Source organism: Enterobacter mori LMG 25706 (assembly GCF_000211415.1).
GTDB classification, from domain to species: Bacteria; Pseudomonadota; Gammaproteobacteria; order Enterobacterales; family Enterobacteriaceae; genus Enterobacter; species Enterobacter mori.
The window spans coordinates 310,570-329,738 of sequence record NZ_GL890775.1 but is presented as its reverse complement, the minus strand read 5'-3'; the positions used below and the strand labels follow the sequence as shown (position 1 = coordinate 329,738).

Genomic DNA, 19,169 nt, shown 5'->3' with positions numbered 1-19,169 from the left:
AGAGCGCCCCAACTTTGCCAGCGGCACCGCCCCACCCGCCGAGCAGGCCGGCGAACAGCAGGGTAAGATCGGAGACCTTGTAGAGCCACTCGGGCACTTCAGACTGAATGGGAAGGGTTTGCTGCGGGTCGCCGCCGATAATGACGTTGTCCGAACCGGTCATCACCTTCGCGTCGCAGGTGGTGCGATCCCCGATGCGGGAGGCAGGCTGGCTGTTAATGGAGACGCGCTTAGAGCCTTCGGCCATCTGCTGCGAGCCGTCGTCAGAACAGTCGACGGTGCTATCGGTGGCAAGCGCGGCGGGTTTACCGTTGATAAACACGTTGGGCGAGCCGGAGGTGATGACGCCTTTCTTCGTCATGCTGGATGCCCCGGCGTCCGCGATGCTGTCCCGGGCGGCGGTTGCCAGCTCCCCGGTGTAATACCCCACGGCCAGGCTGGCGCCGACGAGCAGGACGCCCACGCCAAGACAGGATGCGCCGAGACCGGCAATAAACATGGCCCCCGCCAGAATGCCCCCGGCGGCGGCAATCAGGCCACCGACAATCGTTCCGGCAATCATCCCGGCCAGCGCACCGGAGTGGCCGATATCATCACCAACGCGTGCTGCTTCAAACATAACAACGGTCCCTGAAGTTAATGGTGGAAGCGGAAGCTCCTGAGAAGTTCGCCAAACAGCGCACTGTCGGCATCGCCCAGCGCGCGGGTGCAGGTCATGGTGAATACCAGAATGTTATTGCCATCGACGTTAAACACCGCCTGCTGCTGCCAGATGCGTTTCCCGTCGCGCAGGTAGCTGGCATGAACGGTTTCACCCTGTAAAAGGCCGTCGCCCAGCGTAGCGGCGCTTCGCTCACCCTGCTTCCAGCCCTTGATGTGTTTTTCCATCAGGGCGAGCTGGCGATCAATATACGCGGCAAGCGCTTCGCCGGAGTTGAGGGCATCGCGGGAGATGTTGAACGCCGGCGCATCCGCCGCGGGCGGCGCGAAAACGTTAACGGTACGATCCTGATATCCCTCAGGAAAGTTAATCAGTCCTTCATTGAAAAGGCACTGCGAAGATGATTCTGACATTGAGCGGGTCCCACCACATATTTTCAGAAGCGGTAAGTTTCGCATATGTGTTTAAGGCTGACTATCCCCAGATTATTGCCCCACCGACACGCTCGCCGACAGCCCCGCCACCAGTTCAATCCCCTGCGGCAGCGTGTCGATATGAATGCGCACCGGCACGCGCTGCGCCAGCCGCACCCAGCTGAAGGTAGGCTCGACGTCGGGCAGACCCAGCCCGCCCGTCTCATCGTTGCTGTCCCCGATCCCGTGCCCGATGCTCTCCACGTGCCCGGTAATCACAGGCTCGAAGCCCATCAGCGCGACCCGCGCGCGATCCCCAACGCGAATATGGCGCAGCCTGGTCTCCTCAAAGTACCCCACCACCCAGAAGCTGTGGGCATCAACGATGGCGACCTTCGTCTCCCCCGCCGTCGCATAGTCTCCGGGGCGAAGCCGCAGGTGCGTGACGTACCCCGAAACCGGCGCACGGACGGTGGCGTGCGCCAGATTAAGCTCAGCCAGATCCAGCGCGGCCAGCGCACCGTGATAGTTGGCCGCCGCGACGTTCGCCGCGCTGCCGGTTTGCTGCAAATCCTCGCTGGAGATGGCGTTTTTAATCAGCGTGCGTCGCCGGGCCGCATCCTGGCGCATCAGCATCTCATGGCGTTTCGACTCGACGTCCGCCTGCGCGCTGGCTACCGCCAGCCTGAGCCAGCGCGGATCGATGGTATAGAGCACATCGCCCCGGTTCACCCACTGATTATCCCGCACGGCCACGCTGATGACCGGCCCGGAGACGTCCGGCGCAATCTGCACCACGTCCGCCCGCACGCGGCCGTCGCGGGTCCACGGCGTTTGGGCGTAGTGTTTCCACATCATAAACGCCAGAAGCGTGGCAGCTGCGGCCGCGCTTAACGTCAGCGCATAGCGAACCAGTAAAGAGAGCAGTGATTTCATGACAATAACCCCAACGCGGTCAGGCCCTGCATCAGCAGGAAAAAGGTGACAATCCAGGTGGAAACGTCCAGCAGCGGACGAAGCGGCAGGTGCCGGTAGAGCCTGCTGAGAGAGAAAAGCGCCACGAGGCTCAGCGTGCAGACCAGCGCCGCAAGGGCGACCGTCAGCAGCCCCGGAATAAAAACGCCGCCGATATTGAGATCGTTAACCATGTTCTGGCTCCCGTAATGCACAGTGCAGATCCACCAGCCTGAAGACAAACTGGCGCGTATGTTCATCTGCCGCAGGCAGGTGCCGCTCGATGATATCGGCGATGCGTTCGCGCAAGGGGCTGCGGTCTGCGGTATTGATCTGATTAAAAAGCCCGTCCATTTCACCGCCAGGCGGTATATCACCGCGGCGTAAATGCATAACCGAAAGCCCCAGACGCAGCGCGTGCTGCAGCCGATCGAGCGCCTGCTCTGGCGCATGTTCACTCCGCTGCAGGCGCGGCAGCAACAGGGCGGTGCGGTCCATCATCAGGTTGATCCAGTGCGTTTCATCCACCCGCAGCGTACCCTTCACACTGCGGCGAATGTCGCGCTGGCAGATGTTCAGCAGGCGCGCGATGGCGGCGTCCGCCTGCACGGTTTGCAGCAGGCTCATGCTGACGACGGCAAAACCGGTGGCGGCAAAGAGCGCAATGGCGGTGTTGGCCGCTACAGCGAAGTCTCCGCTGTAGCGCGCGCCCAGCTCGCACAGAATGGGCAGCGTCAGGGTGATCCCCATCGCCATAAACGTGGTGGGCGGGCGCGCCTGAAGCGACCCGGCCAGCAGATACGCCGGGGCAAGCATCGCCACCAGCACCGGGAAATCGCTCACCTGCGGCAGCAGCGCAAAGCTATAGAGCAGGCTAATCACCACGCCCCAGAACGAGCCAATGATGTACTTCACAATGTGCGGCGCCGGGGTGTCGAAGCTACCAAACAGCGTGCAGCAGACGCCGAGTATCGACACCGCCGTTCCGCCGTCCGGCCACGCAGAGAAGATCCACACCAGGCAGCCGCTCAGGATAATGGCGAAAGCCCCCAGCGCCGTGCGTGCGGCGGTAAGGGGGTCGCGGTGGAAAACGTAGCCTTTTGCCGCTCGAGTTGGTACCTCCCCGAAGGCCGGTTTCGCGTGGCGAATGGCCCCGGAAAGGCGCTCGCACTGCTGCAGAAGAGCGATGGCCTCCGAGAGGTAGCGAATAAAACTGACCTGCAGCGCGTCGTCAAATGTCTGCGCCTGCGCGGCATACCGATCGACGAGAAGCGCACAGCGGAGCCGCAGCGCCTCTGCCGTGCTGCTGGGATCATCGCCTTCACCGGCCAGCCAGGCCTGAACGTCGCCCAGCAGCGTATGCACGTCGGCGGGCAAGGTTCCGATCGCTGGCAGGCGATCGTGTAGTTCACAGTTGATAATAACGAGCCGCGCCAGCCGGTCGTGAATCGCTTTTCTGGCCTGCCGCACCGGGGCTGAGAGGGCAAAATCGTACGGAATATGGTGGCTGATTCCCTGCAGGAACTGCAGCGCCAGGGCCAGATGCAGCGGGCCGGAAGCCGCGTCGGGTTTGTCCGCTAAGGTATCCGCCACCCGCCCGCGCGCGGCCCGTAGCGTCTGGGATAATTTAGCATTGAACAGCTCTGATACCCGAGCGGGCAGCACGTAGCGGTGGATCAGCGCCGCGCAGAGGATCCCAATCGCGATCTCCTGCACGCGGACAATAGCGACGTTGAAGATGCCGCCGGGATCGGACACCGCCGGAAAGCCAATCAGGCTCGCGGTGTAGCCCGCCAGCACAAAAGCGTACGCTCGCGGCGTGCGCTCCAGCAGGGAGAGCCACAGGCAGAACGCGATCCAGCCCGTCAGCACCGCGCTGCACAGGATCGGCGTATTCGCGAAGGTGGGCACAATCAGAACGGTCGCGCAGGCCCCGACAACCGTACCGGCCAGCCGGTAGAGGCTTCTGCTGAGCGATGCCCCCACCGACGTCTGCGACACGATGTAAACCGTAATAATCGCCCACGAGGGACGCTCAAGGCCGATCGACAGCGCGAGGTAATACGCGAGCATCGCCGCAGCAAAACTCTTTGCGGCGTAGATCAGCGCCCCCGCGTCGTTTCGCAGTGCGGGATGAGAGAAGATTTTATTCATGCCGGGATTATTACCGGCTTGCAGACCCGCTTAAATACTCTATTCTGTCAAAAAATACCTAAATGTTGCCAGAATCGTGAAGCCTCAACTCGCTCATACGCTGTATGACCCTGACGCCACAGCCTCTCCTGCCGTGGCGCGTCATCTGGACTTCGTGGACTACGCCGCAGAAGTGCCGGTACACACCCACCGTAAGGGGCAGCTGATTATTGCCCGCTATGGCGCGGTCAGCTGTTATGCGGAAAACGATATCTGGATCGTGCCGCCGGACTGCGCCGTCTGGATCCCGGGCGGGATCCCGCACAGCGCGAAAGCGACCTGGAACGCGCACCTGAACTATCTGTTTATTGAGCCCGGCGCGGCGGCGCTGCCGGAGAAGTGTTGCACGCTGGCGATCTCGCCGTTGATTAAGGAGCTGGTCGATCGTTTGACGCATGAAGGCGTTGATTATCCTCCCGACGGCCACGTCGCCAGGCTGACCCGGGTGACGCTGGACGAGCTCGCCAGCATGCCGCGGCAGAAGCTGAGCCTGCCGGTCTCAGCCGATCCGAAAATTCGCGCCATGGCCGACGCGCTGGTCAGCCGCCCGGAGGACAGAAGCACCCTGAAGGCGTGGGCGAAGCGGCTGGCCCTCAGCGAACGTTCTTTTGCGCGGCTGATGCAGCGCGAAACGGGGCTAAGCTTCGGGCGGTGGCGCCAGCAGCTGCATTTGGTTATTGCCCTGCGGGAGCTGGCAAGCGGCGTGCCGGTCCAGAACGTGGCGACAGCGCTTGGGTACGAATCCGTGAACGCGTTTATCACCATGTTCAGAAAAGCGATGGGCAGCACGCCCGCGCATTACTTTGCCGAACGGAAAAACAGCGGCCGTTAGCCTGGCCCCTCGCTCCCCGCCGCCAGCAGTGGCACCACCACGTCGCTAATGGGCACCGCAATACCGTGTTTGCGGCCGTAGCGCTGGATCACGCCGTTGCGGATATCCCACTCCATCGGACGATCGGCCTGACGGTCGGCAAGGATCGACGTGCCCAGGTCCTCAGGCGCGCGCTGGAAGTTCGCCAGAATCTCCTGGGCCACAGCATCGTCCAGCTTCGCCCCTTCGGCGCGGGCGACGGCAAGCCCCTCGCGCAGATAGGCCAGCGAAAGTTCGCTTACATCCTCACGCCTGAACATCCCGGCGCGGCGGTTGGCCAGCACCATCAGCCCGGCAACCGCGTTTTGCAGCAGCTTGCGCCAGGCGACGCTCGCGAAATCTTCCGAGAGCTCAACCGCGCAGCGCGTATCGCGAAGCGCCTCCACTACCCGCTGCGCCTGCGGCACGTCCGGCAGCGTCAGGCGCGGTTTGGCGCGCAGCCACACGGAGGCATCCGGCTCGCGCTGCGCCGGGAACCAGACCACCGACGGCAGCACCGTCGCGCCGTTGACCCACGGCTCCAGCTGGGCTTTCTGCTCCACGCCGTTTTGCAGCGCGCAGACCACGGTGTTTTCATCGCACAGAGCCCGCAGCCACCCGGCGCTGTCGGCATTTTGCGTCGTTTTTACCGCCACAAATACCAGATCGACAGGGCGCGTGATGGCGGCCGGATCGGTTAATACCGGACCCGGCACCACCGTTTCCCCCTCGTCGTCGCGCAAACGCAGTTCAGGATGCGCGGTGCGTCCGCACAGCAGCGGCGTGCGGCCCGCGTCGTGCAGCACTGCGGCAATGGTAGTACCAATTGCGCCAGGCCCAATCAGCGCAATCACTGGATTGTCAGACATGGTTAACTCCCCTTTTCGCTAAGCCTGCTAACAGTTATACCACCCTGTAAAGTGAGCGCCACGTCGTTGTCTATACTCAACACACAACAGACAACGGAGTGCGCCATGCCTTTACCTGATTTCAAATCCTCTGAACCTTTTACCCTCGGTATCGAGCTTGAGCTGCAGGTGGTTAACCCGCCGGGGTACGATCTCAGCCAGGACTCCTCCGCGCTTATCGCCGCCGTCAAAGACGACATCAAAGGCGGCGAGGTCAAACACGACATCACCGAAAGCATGCTCGAAATCGCCACCGGCGTGTGCCAGAACATCGACCAGGCGGCCGCGCAGTTCTCGGTGATGCAGCAGAGCATCCTGCGCGCCGCGGCGGAGCAGCATATTCAGATCTGCGGCGGCGGGACGCATCCGTTCCAGAAGTGGCAGCGTCAGGAGGTGTGCGACGACGAGCGCTATAACGTCACGCTGGAGCGCTTTGGCTACCTGATTTTGCAGGCAACGGTGTTCGGCCAGCACGTGCACGTCGGCTGTCGGACCGGGGATGACGCCATCTACCTGCTGCACGGCCTGTCGCGCTTTGTCCCGCACTTTATCGCCCTGGCGGCAGCCTCGCCGTACATGCAGGGCACGGACACGAAGTTCTCCTCGTCGCGGCTTAACATTTTTTCAGGATTCCCGGATAACGGCCAGATGCCGTGGGTCAACAACTGGCAGGAGTTCGAGGGGCTGTTCCGCCGCCTGAGTTCCACCAGCATGATCGACAGCATTAAAGATCTTCACTGGGACATCCGCCCCAGCCCGCACTTCGGTACCGTGGAGGTGCGGGTGATGGATACGCCGCTGACGCTCGGCCACGCGATTAACATCGCCGGGCTGATCCAGGCGACATCCCACTGGCTGCTGACCACACGGCCCTATAAGCATCAGGAGAAGGATTTCCTGCTGTATCGCTTTAACCGTTTTCAGGCGTGTCGTTATGGGCTGGAGGGGATCCTTACGGACGTGCACACCGGCGAGCACAAGACCGTGGCGGAAGACATTGCCTGGCTGCTGGAGCAGGTTGCGCCGTCGGCCGAAAAGCTCGGCGCGACGAGCGCAATCAATGAAATTGCCCTGCTGTTAAAGCAGGGCAAGAGCGAGGCGCAGCGCATGCGGGAGTTTATCGCCGACGGCGGCTCGCTTATTTCTCTGGTTCAGAAGCACTGCGAGCTGTGGGCGAAGAGTCCGTAAGGCCGTGGCCCCACTCGCGCAGGCGCTGGAACAGCACGAACAGCGCCGGGATAAACAGGATCCCTACCACGGTCGCCACCAGCATGCCGCTGAACACCGTGGTGCCGATGATGCGGCGGCTCTGGGCTCCCGCCCCGGTCGCCAGCATCATGGGCAATACGCCGATAATGAACGACACGGCGGTCATCATCACCGCGCGGAAGCGGCGCGACGCCCCTTCCCGCGCGGCATCGACAATCGCCATCCCGTCCATGCGCCGCGCGCGGGCAAACTCCACGATCAGGATCGCGTTCTTGGCGGCGAGGGCTATCAATAGCACCAGACCTATCTGCACGTACACGTCGTTGGCGTATCCCGCCAACCACAGCCAGACCAGCGCCCCGCCGAGGGCGAACAGCACCGAGAGCATCACGCTTGCCGGGAGCGTCCAGCTCTCGTACTGGGCGACGAGGAATAGCCACGCCATGACCACCGCCGCCAGCACGATCCACATCGCCTGGTTGCCGGTCTGCTGCTCCTGATAAGACATGCCGCTCCAGGCATAGTCGTACCCGGCTGGCAGGTTTTCCGCCAGAATCTCGCCCATCGCCGCCATCGCGGTGCTGCTGCTCACCCCTTCCGCCGCCGAGCCGCTCACCGACACCGATGGAAACTGGTTGTACTGCTGCAGGAACGGCGCGCCGACGGTCGGCGTAATGGTGACCAGGTTGCTCAGGCGCACCCGCTCGCCGCTGTTGCTGCGCACGAACAGTTCGCTAATCTGCTCGGCGCGCTCGCGCCACTGCATCTCGTTCTGCATGACGACGTGGTAAACGCGGTTATTCACGCTGAAATCCCCGGCGCGCGTGCCGCCAAAGGCGGTTTGCAGGCTGCTGAAGATGCGCGACACCGGCACGTCGAGACGGGCGGCGCGCTCGCGGTCAACGGTCAGCGTCAGCTGCGGCACGTTGCTGCTCCAGGTGGTGAACACGCGGTTCAGCTGCGGGTGCTGGTTGGCTTTCGCCAGCACCTCACGCGTCACGCGCTCCAGCTCCGCCGGGCTCTGCCCAGCCTGCGCCTGAATGCGAAGGTCGAAGCCGGAGGCGTTGCCCAGCCCCGGCAGCGTCGGCGGTGCGAAGGTCATAATGGTCGCTTCCGGCAGGGCCAGCAGCTGGCGCTGCAGGGTGCCCATCACCTCATCCAGCGGCGGCCGCTCGCTCCAGTCCTTCAGCATGATGGAGATAAACCCGCCGTTGGAGGCGCTGGTGCCGTTGAGAATGTTAAACCCGGAGACCTGAATCACGTCCTCCACCGCCGGGTTTTTGGCAATCAGCTCGCGCGCGGTGGCCATCACTGCTTCGGTGCGCTCCAGAGAGGCCGCTTCCGGCAGCTGAACGCTGGCGAAGAAGTAGCCCTGATCCTCCTGAGGCAGGAAGCCTTTAGGCATCGACATAAAGCTGAACGCCACCACAGCCGCCGCGCCTGCGGTGGCCAGCAGCGCCAGCCACGGACGCAGGTTTAAAACGTTCACGATGCGGGTGTAGAAACCACGCGTGGCGTCCAGCCCGCGGTTAAAGACGCGATAGAGTGCCGCAGGTTTCTCCGGACGCGGACGCAGCAGCATCGCGCACAGCGCGGGCGTCAGGGTCAGCGCCACCAGGCTTGAAAGCGTCACGGCGGTGGAGAGCGTTACCGCGAACTGGCGATAAAGCTCGCCGACAATCCCCGGCAGCAGCGCCACCGGCACAAACACCGCCAGCAGCACCAGCGTCGTCGCAATCACCGGCCCGGCGATCTGGCGTAGCGCCAGCGCGGTCGCCGCCGTGCGGCTCTGCCCTTCCGCCATCAGCGTTTCCACGCTCTCCACCACCACAATGGCGTCATCCACCACCATGGTCAGCGCCAGAATAATGGCGAACAGGCTGAGGGTGTTTGCGGAGTAGCCGAGCGTATAGAGCACCGCGAAGGTGCCCACCAGCGACACCGGAATGGCGAGCGCGACAATCAGCGTTGCGCGCCAGCTTTGCAGGAACAGGGAAACGACCACCACTACCGCCAGCATGGTCAGCGCCAGGGAGACGCCGATCTCTTTAATGGTGGCGGCAACAAAGGAGGTGGTGTCGAATTTCACCTCATAGACCAGGTCGTCCGGGAAGCGCGTCGAGAGGCGTTCCAGCTCCGCGCGTACCGCGTCGGCCACGCGCAGGGCGTTGGCGGATGGGGTCGGATAGATGCCGAGGTAGGCGGAGTCGTGCCCGTTGAGCTGCGCGCCGGAGCTGTAGCTGCGCGAGCCAAGTTCAATGGTGGCGATGTCCTTCAGGCGCACCAGCTGGCCCATCTCCCCGGCGCGAATAATGATGTTGGCAAAGTCGTCGGCCTGGTTTAAACGTCCCAGCCCGTTGATGGTCAGGGTCTGCTGCTGGCCGTTAAACACCGGTGGCGTGCCGACCTGGCCTGCCGCCCCCTGCACGTTCTGCTCGCGCAGCGCCTGCGCCACGTCGTCGGTGGTGACGTTCAGGGCGTTCATGCGGTCCGGACGCAGCCAGATGCGCATGCTGTAGTCGCGCGCGCCGAACATCTGCACCTGCCCGACACCCGGCAGACGAGACAGCGCTTCGCGCACCTGGGTGCTGGCATAGTTGCTGACGAACAGCGGCGTGTGGGTGTTATTCGGTGAGTAAAGACTTACCCCCATCATCAGGTTGGTGGCCCGCTTGCGTACCTGCACGCCGTTTTGCTGCGCCTCGGCGGGAAGCTGCGCCACGGCCTGCGCCACGCGGTTTTGCACGTCGATGGCGGCAAGGTCCGGATCGGTACCCGCAGCAAAGGTGATGTTCAGGCTGTACGAGCCTTCGTCCGAGCTCGTGGACTCCATATAGAGCATGTGATCCACGCCGTTTAGCTGGGTCTCCAGCGGCGTGGCGATGGCCTCCGCCACGTCAGCCGAGCTGGCGCCGGGCCATGACGCTGACACATTCACGACCGGCGGCGTGATCTGCGGGTACTGCTCTACCGGAATAATCCTCAGCGCGATGGCCCCGAGCAGGGTGATGACCAGCGCAATCACCATCGCGAAGCGCGGGCGTTTGATGAAAAACGTCAGCATGATGGCTCCTTAGTTCAGTATCTGGACGGCAGCGCCGGGCTGCACGCGCTGCGCGCCGTCAGTGATTGCTCGCTCACCGGGCTTCACGCCGGAGGTAACCTGGAACTGCTGGCCAATCTGTCCGGCGACCTTCAGCGGGCGCATTTCGGCTTTGCCGTCGGCATTAACCACCCAGGCAAAGAACCCGTCGCCGTTCTGCTGTACCGCGGCGGCGGGCAGGGTCAGAACCGGCTGCTCGCTTGCCGGGCGCAGGGTCACGTTCACGTTGCCACCGGGCAGGAGCTGATGGCGCGGGTTGGCAAACTCGGCACGTAGCATCACGCTGGCGGTGCGCGGGTCGATTCGGTTATCCACCGACGTCAGCTCACCGCTGACGCGCTGGCCGTTGCTGTCAATTAACGCCTGCCAGGCCTGCTTCATGGCGCTGATATCCGCATGCTGTCCGGCTTTGGTGGCAAACGCCCCCTCTTCCAGCGCAAAGGCGATGCGGATCGGATCGAGCTGGACCACCTCCACCAAAACGCCGCTCGCAGGGTTGACCAGACTGCCGACGTGGAAGCTGCTGTGCCCCACGCGTCCGTCAATCGGCGAGGCGATGCGGGTGTAGTTCAGGGTGACGCTGCGGGTGTCGAGACGGGCTTTCGCCTGCTCCAGCGCGGCGCTGGCGACGTCCCGCTGCATGCGTGCGTTATCCACGTCGTGACGGCTGATGGCGTTGCTGCTACCCAGGCTTTCAAGGCGGGAAAGCTGCTGCTGCGTCTGACGCAGCGTGGCTTCGGCGCTTCTCACCTCGGCCTGCGCCAGGCGCAGGGAGGCGCGCGGCTCGGCGTCGTCCAGCTCGAACAGCACGTCGCCCTTTTTCACGTACTGCCCGTCGCGGAAGTGGATTTTGGTAATCACGCCTTCCGTGCGGGCGCGGAGCTCAACGGTGTGAATCGCTTCGATGCGACCCGGGATCTGACGCTCCGCGGCGTGGGCGGTCTGCTCCACGGCGGCGACGCGAACGGGAATGGCGGCGGCAAAGGCGGGTTGCAGGGTGCTGGCGAGGAGAGCGAACAGGAGTGGGAATTTCATGGGAGTACCTCGGCGTTGTTTGCCCTCGCCCCGGCCCTCTCCCACAGGGAGAGGGAGGTCAGAGTTTCCTCTCCCTGTGGGAGAGGGTTAGGGTGAGGGCAAAAAGTTATGCAGCCTTACGGAACCTGCGGGTCAGTCGCTTCTCGATTTCGACGACGAAGAACATCACGCCCGCCACCGCCAGAGTCACGAACCAGTAGCGCAGCGGCAGCGCTTCAGTGCCGAACAACATCTGCATAAACGGCAGGTAGATAATCGCCGCCTGGAGCAGGAACAGCACGCCCGTCACCAGCCAGATACCTTTGTTTGCCAGCAGGCCACGGTTCAGGGAGAACCCTTCGGTGTTGCGGCAGTTAATCATGTACACCCACTGGGCGCAGACCAGCATCTGCAGCAGCACGGTGCGGATGAACTCCGCGCTGTGGCCGCGCGGGGCCAGCCAGGCTTCCAGCGCAAAGGCGGCGATGGCAATCATGGTGCCGACGAAGGCCACGCGCCAGACGGCGTAGGCGTCCATCACGTGCTGCCCGGTCTGACGCGGCGGACGGCGCATGATGTTGCGCTCGGCGGCTTCAAAGGCCAGGCCGAAGGAGAGCGTGGCGGAGGTCGCCATGTTCATCCACAGAATCAGCACCGGCGTCAGCGGAATGATATTCCCCGCCAGCAGCGCAATCACAATCAGCAGCCCCTGCGCGAGGTTGGTCGGCATGATAAAGAGGATGGTCTTCTTCAGGTTGTCGTAAACGCGACGCCCCTCTTTCACCGCGCTGGCGATGGTCGCGAAGTTATCGTCCGTCAGGACCATGTCCGCCGCCTCTTTGGTCACTTCCGTGCCTTTGATGCCCATCGCGATGCCCACGTCCGCCTGACGCAGCGCCGGGGCATCGTTCACGCCGTCACCGGTCATGCCGACGATTTCACCTTTATCCTGCAGCGCTTTCACCAGGCGCAGCTTATGCTCCGGGCTGGTGCGGGCGAAGATGTCATACTTCACCGCCGCATCCGCCAGCTCGGCGTCATCCATTTTCTCCAGCTCGTAGCCGGTCACCGCCTGCTCGCTGTTGGTGATCCCCAGCATCTGGCCGATGCTCATCGCCGTCTGCGGGTGATCCCCGGTGATCATCTTCACGCGGATCCCCGCCTGCTGGCAGGCGCCGATCGCGTCAATCGCTTCCGGACGCGGCGGATCCATCATCCCGGCGATGCCGAGGAAGATCAGGCCGTGGCTCAGGTCGTCGTGCGTCAGCTCCTGCTCGCCGTTCGCTGGCTTAAACGCCGCGGCAACCATGCGCAGCCCCTGACGCGCATAGCGCTCCATCTCGGTTTCCCAGTACGCGCGGTTGAAGGCTTCCGCACCGTTACGGGTCTGCTGCTCGGCGCATAGGGCGAAAATCACGTCCGGCGCACCGGTGATCAGGATCTGCTCCTCACCGCCAATCTGGTAGTGGGTGCTCATGTACTTGTACTGCGAGTCGAACGGGATCTTGTTAACCAGCGTGGTCATGACCGGCTCAAGGCTGGCCTTCGCCGCCAGCACCTTCAGCGCGCCCTCGGTCGGCCCACCGGTAATGCCCCACAGGCCGCGCTCGTCCTGAATCATCTGGCTGTCGTTACACAGGTCGATGGTGCGCAGGTACTGCTCCAGCACGGTGCCCGGCTGGATGTGGACCGGCTCGTTGCTGCCTTCCAGGTAGATGTTGCCCACCGGCTCGTAGCTGTTGCCGTCCACGCGGTAGCAGGCGTCGGCGGTGATGATGGCTTTGACCGTCATTTCGTTCATGGTCAGAGTGCCGGTTTTATCCGAGCAAACCACGGTCATCGCGCCCAGGGTTTCGACCGTCGGCAGCTTGCGGATAATGGCCCGCTTGCGCGCCATCGCCTGCACGCCCAGCGAGAGGATGATGGAGATAATCGCTGGCAGACCTTCCGGCACGGAGGCCACCGCCAGGCTAATCAGGGAGAGCAGCAGCTCGCCCATTGGAATTTCGCGGAACACCAGGCTGAAGACAAACAGCGCGGCCATCATCGCCAGGATAATGGCGAAGATCGCTTTACCCAGCTTGTCCATCTGCACCAGCAGCGGCGTGCGGTGTTTTTCAATGCCCGCCATCATCTGGTTGATGTGGCCGAGTTCGGTATCCTTGCCGGTCGCGGTGACCAGGCCGACGCCGCCGCCCGCGCTTACGGTCGTCCCGGAGAAGACCATATTGGTGCGGTCGCCCAGCGGCAGTGCGCCGCTCAGCGGATTCGTGTGCTTATCCACCACGGTGGATTCACCGGTCAGAATCGCCTCTTCCACGCGTAAATTATGCGCTTCGATTAGACGCATATCCGCCGGAATACGATCCCCCGCGCGTAATACAATAATATCGCCCGGAACTATTTCAGTTGTGGGTATCGTTTCGTGGCTGCCGTTACGAATAACGCGCGCCTCGCTGGAGAGCATATTGCGAATACTCTTCAGGGATTTTTCCGCGTTGCTTTCCTGAATATGGCCAATTAAGGCATTGATTACCGCGACGCCCAGAATAACCAGCGTATCAACCCAGTGGCCCATTACTGCCGTTAATACGGCGGCGGCCAGCAGGACATAAATCAGCACATCATTAAAATGGGCCAAAAAACGCAGCCAGGCGGGTTTACCTTTTTTCTTCGGCAGCGCGTTCGGACCTGATTTTTGCAAACGCGCCTGCGCCTCTGCACGATCCAGACCGCTGGCCTGGCTCTGCAGGTACGTAAGCACCTGCTCTGCGGTCTGCTGGTATGCCAGCCCGCCGGAAGGCGGCATGTTTGGGGACAATTTTTTTTCGGTCATCGTATTTTTCCTTCAATATCCGGTGAACAGAAGCCTGAATTCCTTTCTGGCTTAAATAAATTCATTTTTAAGTCTTGCGGGTAAAATTGATCTACCGCAATATAATGACTTCTCGGTTATTCAAAACTGATTAAAACTATTTCGATGACCTGATTTTTACAAAATATTTCTAAACCAACACTAAACGAGGGGGAACCATGTTTGGTATTTATCGCGGACGACGCCTGGCGTTATACATTGTCGCAGCCATTGTTATTGCCACGTTAATTGGTTATAGCACCTATACATTTGTAAAATTATTTTCCTGATACGGACATTTATTTACATAACGCGATATTAATATGAACACCGGGTCGTATATTGTTATTTATTCGCAGTAATAATGTCTTTGTTTTATTCAAAATGGCCAGCGGGGCTGATATTGCTTTACGTTACAGAATGCCGGACAATGACATTTTTAACTGACGATTAACATTACGATGAAACACCCGTTAGAATCGCTGCTTACGGCGGGGGGCATTTTATTGCTGGCCCTGATCTCTTGCCTGCTGTTACCCGCGCCGTCACTGGGTCTGGTGCTGGCGCAGAAGCTGATGACGACCTTCCATATGGTCGATCTGAACCAGCTCTACACCATTCTGTTCTGCCTGTGGTTTTTAGCCCTCGGCGCCATCGAATTCTTTATCCTGCGTTTCGTCTGGCGCCGCTGGTTTTCACTGGCGTCGTAAGCCGGTGAAGTCACGCATGCCGTGGATCAGCGCTTCACACCAGGCCGCGTAGTCGTGACCGCTGGATGAGGGATGGAAGCTGACGCGATACCCTTTCTCCCTCAACGCCTGTTCGAAATCCTGCGTAGTGCGATAAATGCCCCCGCCCGGCCCCGTGGTTTCAAACTTTCCGGCCTGCAGCCAGAAGCGCACCGGATACGGTGGCGACTGCTGATATTGCCGCGTCAGCCAGCCGGGAGCCTCCCCTTTCGGTGCCCACCAGTACGAACCTGAAAGACTCAGCACGTTACCAAACAGGCGCGGATAGCGCAGCGCTACCCATGACGACGCGATTCCCCCGTAGCTCGACCCCGCCAGCACCGTTTTCTGCCGCTGCATCGCGATGCCCTGCCCGCGCAGCCACGGCAGCAGTTCATGCGCCATAAAGTCGGCGAAATCCGGGTTCGGCGGCAGCTCGTTGCCGCGTCGGGCGTGATCGAGGCTGTCGATAAACGCCACGTTAATCGGCGGAAGATGATGGCGGGCGATCAGACCGTCCAGCACGTTAGCGAAATGGTACTCGTCCTGATAAATCTGCCCGTCGAAGAGGATGAGCGTCCAGCGTGCAGGCTGTGCACCGCGCGGTTTATAGATCATCACCTGGCGGGAATTACCGAGGATATTGCTCGTGATGCTCTGGCGGTTTAGTGACCCGTGGACCAGCGGCTGGGCCGTGGCCTGCACGGAGCAATAGCGTGCCGGGCTGAGATCGAGCAGCGAATAGCGGTTCCAGCGATCCGTCTTTTGTTCACCAAAGGTATTCGGGTTGAGCGGATCGGCTTGGGCGCTCACCAGGATCGCGCGACGTTGATCGCGTGAGGAACCCTCGACGACCGGCACATCGGGCGCGAGCTTGTACTGCATCACCGTGTCGGCGGGCACTACATAGCTGCGGAACCAGACGTCGCTGTTGCCCAGGCGGAACAGCGGGTCGTGATCCCCCGCCGGTGAGCCGAGAATAAAGACGTTATCCCGCGCGCCGCGCCACAGGAAGGTGACGCGCTTATGTTCTGCGTCTACCGGCTCCACCATCGGCGTTCCCTGCCGAATCTGCGTCTGCCAGAACGCGTCGGTACTCCCTCCGGCAGCAATCTCTTTTGCCAGCGCCTGAAGCGTTGGGCTTTCAGGTGCAAGCATCTGTACGCGCGGTAGCGCAGATGTCTCTTTCATCCACCACTGAAAACGCCAGGGTTTACCCGCTTCGCCGTGCAGGACCAGCGAGATGCTCTGCTTTTCCGGCAGGGCAAAAAGCAGCGTGTGTTCGCCATCGGCGGGCCCGTTTTCAACCAACGTACGAATCCGGCGGTTTTGCCCGTCCAGCAGGCGGGCATCCGTTACGCCATGCAGCGTGGCGGAGACATAATTTTCAGCAAGCTCTGGCAGCATAAAACAGACTTCACCGCTGGCATCAAACTTCCCCTGGACGTCTCCCTGCCGGGAAGAGTGTTCGCAGGTTGCCGCCACCGCAGGCAGCACACCTATCCCGAGTAATAATCCGCTCCATACCCTCTTCATTACCGCTTGTTCCCTGACGAAATTTGTTATCAACGCTAATGCAAATGGTAATAATTTGCAATATCATCTAACGCGTTTTAACGGTGTTTCTATGGCGATAGCAACCAAGGATGAGTAGAAAAAATGTTTAAGAATAATAAGATAATGCAACTGTGTCTGCTGAGTCTGGCGACGACCAGCGTGGCGGCTCAGGCTGAAAATAGAGAAGAAACCATAACGGTGACGCAGGGCGTGAGTGAAGAACCCACCGCCCCGGTAAAAGGGATTGTGGCAACCCAAACGCTCTCCGCGACCAAGACCCGCGCGGAGATCGTGAAAACGCCGCAGTCGGTATCGGTGATCACCCGCGATCAGATGAACATGCAGGACGTGACGTCCGTATCGCAGGCGCTGCGCTACTCGGCGGGCGTGTTTACCGAGTACCGCGGCTCGTCGAACCGTAACGACGAGGTGTTCGTGCGCGGCTTTAGCTATGTGCCGAAATTCCTCGACGGCCTGAGCTTCGGCGCAACAGCCTCGTCCCAGACGGGTACGATTGACCCGTGGGTACTGGAGCGCGTGGAGCTGGTGCGTGGCCCGGCGTCGGTGCTGTTTGGTCAGGTCAACCCTGGCGGGTTAATCAGCATGACCAGCAAACGGCCAACCGCGGAATCCATCCATAACGTGCAGTTCCGCACCGGCAATAACGATCTGGCAGAAGGCGCGTTTGATTTCGGCGGCAAGCTGAGCGACGACGGCCGCGTGCTGTATCGCGTCAACGGTATCGCCCGTACCCAGCATAATCAGGTGGATGATTATAAAGAGACGCGGATGGCGATCGCGCCTGCTATCACCTGGTACCCGAACGATCAGACCCGCTTTACGCTGCTGACCAGCTACCAGAAGGATCCGGATGCGGGCTACCGCAACTTCCTGCCCGCCTACGGCACGGTCAAAAGCGTCGACGGGAAATACATCCCGCGCGAGTTTAACGTCAGCGATCCGAATTACAACCAGTCCTGGCGTGAGCAGACGACGATCGGCTACGAGCTGGAACATCAGTTCGCCGACGACCTCACCTTCCGCCAGAACGCGCGTTACGCCAGCATCAAACAAAAATACCGTTACCTCGTTTACGCCAGCAGCGCGGCCAACAGCACGGTATTGACGCGACGCGCGCAGCATGAAGAGCGCACCACCAACGAATTTGGCCTGGATAACCAGCTTGAGTATCTGATGGAGACCGGCAGCGTCAGCCACACCCTGCTCGGCGGGTTCGACTACAAGACCAGCAAAGATAAACAGCTGCTGGAACGCGGGAGCGGTTCACAGTAGGACCTCGACTGGACGAACCCGGTGTACGGCGTGAACGTGGATGAAAGCACCTTCAAAACGGCCACCGACGAGCAGCAAAATCTCGACCAGATGGGGCTGTATTTGCAGGATCAAATGAGCTGGAACAGCTGGGAATGGCTGGTCTCCGGGCGCTACGACTGGAGCGAAGTGCGAACTCACGACTTCACCGACGGCAGCTTAACCCAGCAGAATGACAGCAAGTTCACCTGGCGAACCGGCCTGCTGTACGCGTTCGATTCTGGCCTGTCGCCGTACGTCAGCTACAGCACCTCGTTTGAACCGAACCTGCAAACCAACCGCGCGCCTGGCGTTGCCCCCTTCAAGCCAACCACCGGGGAGCAGACCGAGATTGGCCTGAAGTATCAGCCGGTCGACAGTACGCTGATGACCCTCGCGCTGTACGATTTAACCCAGGACAACGTGGCGACCTACAACAGCGCCGAAGGCTGGTTTGAGAACGCGGGCAAAGTGCGTTCGAAAGGCGTTGAGGCGGAAATCCACTCCACGCTGATGGACAACATCAACCTGATTGGCTCATACACCTACACCGATGCGAAAACAAAAAGCACGACGGTGGCGGGAACAGAAGGCAAAACGCCGGCGCGCATTCCGGCGCATATGGCATCGGCGTTTGCCAGCTATACCGTTCCGGGCGGCGCGCTGAAGAGCCTGACCGCTGGCGTGGGGATGCGCTACATCGGTACCAGCTACGGTGATGCGAAGAATACCTTCAAGGTGCCCTCGGTGGATCTGTATGACGCGATGCTGAGCTACGATCTGGGCGAGATGAACCACAGCCTGAAAGGAGCGAGCGTGCAGTTCAACGTCAATAACGTGGCGGACACGAAATATGTTGCGTCGTGCGCAAGCGATACGGCGTGCTTCTACGGGATTGGCCGAACGGTGACGGCGACGGTGAATTATCGGTGGTGAGTGATTTGTAGGCCCGGTAAGCGTAGCGCCACCGGGCAATTACGGGCACCGGGCCCACACAAAAGCCGGGTGGCGGCTACGCCTTACCCGGCCTACATGCGACAAGTTAATGTGTCTGGCTATGGTTCTCTTTACGGTACGCACCCGGCGGCTGGTTGAAGGTGCGGGTAAATATGCGGGTAAACGTCTGCTGCGAGTCAAACCCGTAGCGCAGGCAGATATCGTACACGCGAGCGTCGGATTCACGCAGGTCGCGCGCCGCCAGCAGCAGCTTGCGCTCGCGAATATAGCGCCCGAGGCTCTCCCCTTTGTACTGCATAAACAGCCGCTGCAGGTGCCACTTCGAATATCCCGCGTGGCGGGCGATCTCTTCGATACGTAACGGCTGGTGCAGATTGTCGTCGATCCATTCGACGATAGTGTCGATGACTTGAGCGGAAATGGTCATACAGCTGTCCCCCTCTGCTTCTCGCTTAAA

Annotated in this window: 14 protein-coding genes and 1 pseudogene; 4 read left to right on the top strand and 11 right to left on the bottom strand. The window is 61.2% G+C overall.

Annotation, left to right across the window (positions count from 1 at the left end; genetic code table 11):
- The 5 genes from ENTMO_RS26475 to ENTMO_RS0106565 form a co-directional block, all read right to left on the bottom strand.
- Positions 1–619, bottom strand: a 619-nt coding sequence (locus tag ENTMO_RS26475) for a PAAR domain-containing protein (protein ID WP_010428335.1), incomplete at its 3' end; no start/stop codon positions are given.
- A gap of 17 nt (positions 620–636) precedes the next feature.
- Positions 637–1,074, bottom strand: coding sequence for a DcrB-related protein (locus tag ENTMO_RS0106580; RefSeq protein ID WP_010428333.1), 438 nt, complete (start codon positions 1,072–1,074; stop codon positions 637–639).
- Positions 1,075–1,146: 72 nt separating this feature from the next.
- The gene (locus tag ENTMO_RS0106575) at positions 1,147–2,010 is read right to left on the bottom strand and encodes an efflux RND transporter periplasmic adaptor subunit (protein ID WP_010428332.1); all 864 of its coding nucleotides are present in this window, start codon (positions 2,008–2,010) and stop codon (positions 1,147–1,149) included.
- Positions 2,007–2,222 (bottom strand): DUF1656 domain-containing protein, encoded by a 216-nt coding sequence (locus ENTMO_RS0106570; protein ID WP_010428331.1) that lies wholly within the window; start codon positions 2,220–2,222, stop codon positions 2,007–2,009. Before ENTMO_RS0106570 ends, ENTMO_RS0106575 begins: the two co-directional genes overlap by 4 nt.
- The gene (locus ENTMO_RS0106565; protein ID WP_010428330.1) at positions 2,215–4,182 is read right to left on the bottom strand and encodes an FUSC family protein; all 1,968 of its coding nucleotides are present in this window, start codon (positions 4,180–4,182) and stop codon (positions 2,215–2,217) included. Before ENTMO_RS0106565 ends, ENTMO_RS0106570 begins: the two co-directional genes overlap by 8 nt.
- Before the next feature lie 76 nt (positions 4,183–4,258).
- Between ENTMO_RS0106565 and ENTMO_RS0106560 the strand changes: the two genes are divergently transcribed.
- A complete protein-coding gene (locus ENTMO_RS0106560) occupies positions 4,259–5,053 on the top strand; it encodes an AraC family transcriptional regulator (RefSeq protein ID WP_029484998.1) in 795 nt (264 codons plus the stop codon).
- Here ENTMO_RS0106560 and ENTMO_RS0106555 read toward each other — a convergent pair.
- Entirely contained in the window at positions 5,050–5,940 is an 891-nt protein-coding gene (locus ENTMO_RS0106555; RefSeq protein WP_010428325.1) for an oxidoreductase, read from the bottom strand. The genes ENTMO_RS0106560 and ENTMO_RS0106555 overlap by 4 nt on opposite strands.
- A 105-nt stretch (positions 5,941–6,045) precedes the next feature.
- Between ENTMO_RS0106555 and ENTMO_RS0106550 the strand changes: the two genes are divergently transcribed.
- Complete coding sequence (locus ENTMO_RS0106550; RefSeq protein ID WP_010428324.1) at positions 6,046–7,167, top strand: YbdK family carboxylate-amine ligase; 1,122 nt, start codon at positions 6,046–6,048, stop codon at positions 7,165–7,167.
- Here the strand turns inward: ENTMO_RS0106550 and ENTMO_RS0106545 are convergent.
- The 3 genes from ENTMO_RS0106545 to ENTMO_RS0106535 all read right to left on the bottom strand — a co-directional run bounded on the left by ENTMO_RS0106545 (position 7,118) and on the right by ENTMO_RS0106535 (position 14,141).
- Entirely contained in the window at positions 7,118–10,252 is a 3,135-nt protein-coding gene (locus ENTMO_RS0106545; protein ID WP_010428322.1) for an efflux RND transporter permease subunit, read from the bottom strand. The two genes, ENTMO_RS0106550 and ENTMO_RS0106545, sit on opposite strands and share 50 nt — an antisense overlap.
- A 9-nt stretch (positions 10,253–10,261) precedes the next feature.
- A complete protein-coding gene (locus ENTMO_RS0106540) occupies positions 10,262–11,326 on the bottom strand; it encodes an efflux RND transporter periplasmic adaptor subunit (RefSeq protein ID WP_010428321.1) in 1,065 nt (354 codons plus the stop codon).
- Positions 11,327–11,432: 106 nt separating this feature from the next.
- Positions 11,433–14,141, bottom strand: a complete 2,709-nt coding sequence (locus ENTMO_RS0106535; RefSeq protein ID WP_010428320.1) for a cation-transporting P-type ATPase — start codon at positions 14,139–14,141, stop codon at positions 11,433–11,435.
- A 479-nt stretch (positions 14,142–14,620) separates the two neighbouring features.
- Between ENTMO_RS0106535 and ENTMO_RS0106530 the strand changes: the two genes are divergently transcribed.
- Positions 14,621–14,869, top strand: a complete 249-nt coding sequence (locus ENTMO_RS0106530) for a DUF1158 domain-containing protein (RefSeq protein WP_010428319.1) — start codon at positions 14,621–14,623, stop codon at positions 14,867–14,869.
- Here ENTMO_RS0106530 and ENTMO_RS0106525 read toward each other — a convergent pair.
- On the bottom strand, positions 14,855–16,423 hold the full coding sequence (locus ENTMO_RS0106525) for an alpha/beta hydrolase-fold protein (RefSeq protein ID WP_029484997.1): 1,569 nt from the start codon (positions 16,421–16,423) through the stop codon (positions 14,855–14,857). The genes ENTMO_RS0106530 and ENTMO_RS0106525 overlap by 15 nt on opposite strands.
- Before the next feature lie 123 nt (positions 16,424–16,546).
- Between ENTMO_RS0106525 and ENTMO_RS23910 the strand changes: the two are divergent.
- A pseudogene (locus ENTMO_RS23910) lies at positions 16,547–18,691 on the top strand (TonB-dependent siderophore receptor).
- Between the two features lie 106 nt (positions 18,692–18,797).
- On the opposite strand, the gene ENTMO_RS0106515 reads toward ENTMO_RS23910, so the two are convergent.
- Positions 18,798–19,139 carry a RamA family antibiotic efflux transcriptional regulator gene (locus ENTMO_RS0106515; protein ID WP_010428317.1) on the bottom strand — a complete coding sequence of 114 codons (342 nt, stop codon included), beginning with the start codon at positions 19,137–19,139 and terminating at the stop codon, positions 18,798–18,800.
- Positions 19,140–19,169 lie beyond the last annotated feature (30 nt).

Excerpts from the sequence above, each read along its gene's own strand:
- ENTMO_RS0106580 (WP_010428333.1), bottom strand. The coding sequence starts at position 1,074 with ATGTCAGAATCATCTTCGCAGTGCCTTTTCAATGAAGGACTGATTAAC.
- ENTMO_RS0106575 (WP_010428332.1), bottom strand. The coding sequence starts at position 2,010 with ATGAAATCACTGCTCTCTTTACTGGTTCGCTATGCGCTGACGTTAAGC.
- ENTMO_RS0106570 (WP_010428331.1), bottom strand. The coding sequence starts at position 2,222 with ATGGTTAACGATCTCAATATCGGCGGCGTTTTTATTCCGGGGCTGCTG.
- ENTMO_RS0106565 (WP_010428330.1), bottom strand. The coding sequence starts at position 4,182 with ATGAATAAAATCTTCTCTCATCCCGCACTGCGAAACGACGCGGGGGCG.
- ENTMO_RS0106555 (WP_010428325.1), bottom strand. The coding sequence starts at position 5,940 with ATGTCTGACAATCCAGTGATTGCGCTGATTGGGCCTGGCGCAATTGGT.
- ENTMO_RS0106550 (WP_010428324.1), top strand. The coding sequence starts at position 6,046 with ATGCCTTTACCTGATTTCAAATCCTCTGAACCTTTTACCCTCGGTATC.
- ENTMO_RS0106545 (WP_010428322.1), bottom strand. The coding sequence starts at position 10,252 with ATGCTGACGTTTTTCATCAAACGCCCGCGCTTCGCGATGGTGATTGCG.
- ENTMO_RS0106540 (WP_010428321.1), bottom strand. The coding sequence starts at position 11,326 with ATGAAATTCCCACTCCTGTTCGCTCTCCTCGCCAGCACCCTGCAACCC.
- ENTMO_RS0106535 (WP_010428320.1), bottom strand. The coding sequence starts at position 14,141 with ATGACCGAAAAAAAATTGTCCCCAAACATGCCGCCTTCCGGCGGGCTG.
- ENTMO_RS0106530 (WP_010428319.1), top strand. The coding sequence starts at position 14,621 with ATGAAACACCCGTTAGAATCGCTGCTTACGGCGGGGGGCATTTTATTG.
- ENTMO_RS0106525 (WP_029484997.1), bottom strand. The coding sequence starts at position 16,423 with ATGAAGAGGGTATGGAGCGGATTATTACTCGGGATAGGTGTGCTGCCT.
- ENTMO_RS0106515 (WP_010428317.1), bottom strand. The coding sequence starts at position 19,139 with ATGACCATTTCCGCTCAAGTCATCGACACTATCGTCGAATGGATCGAC.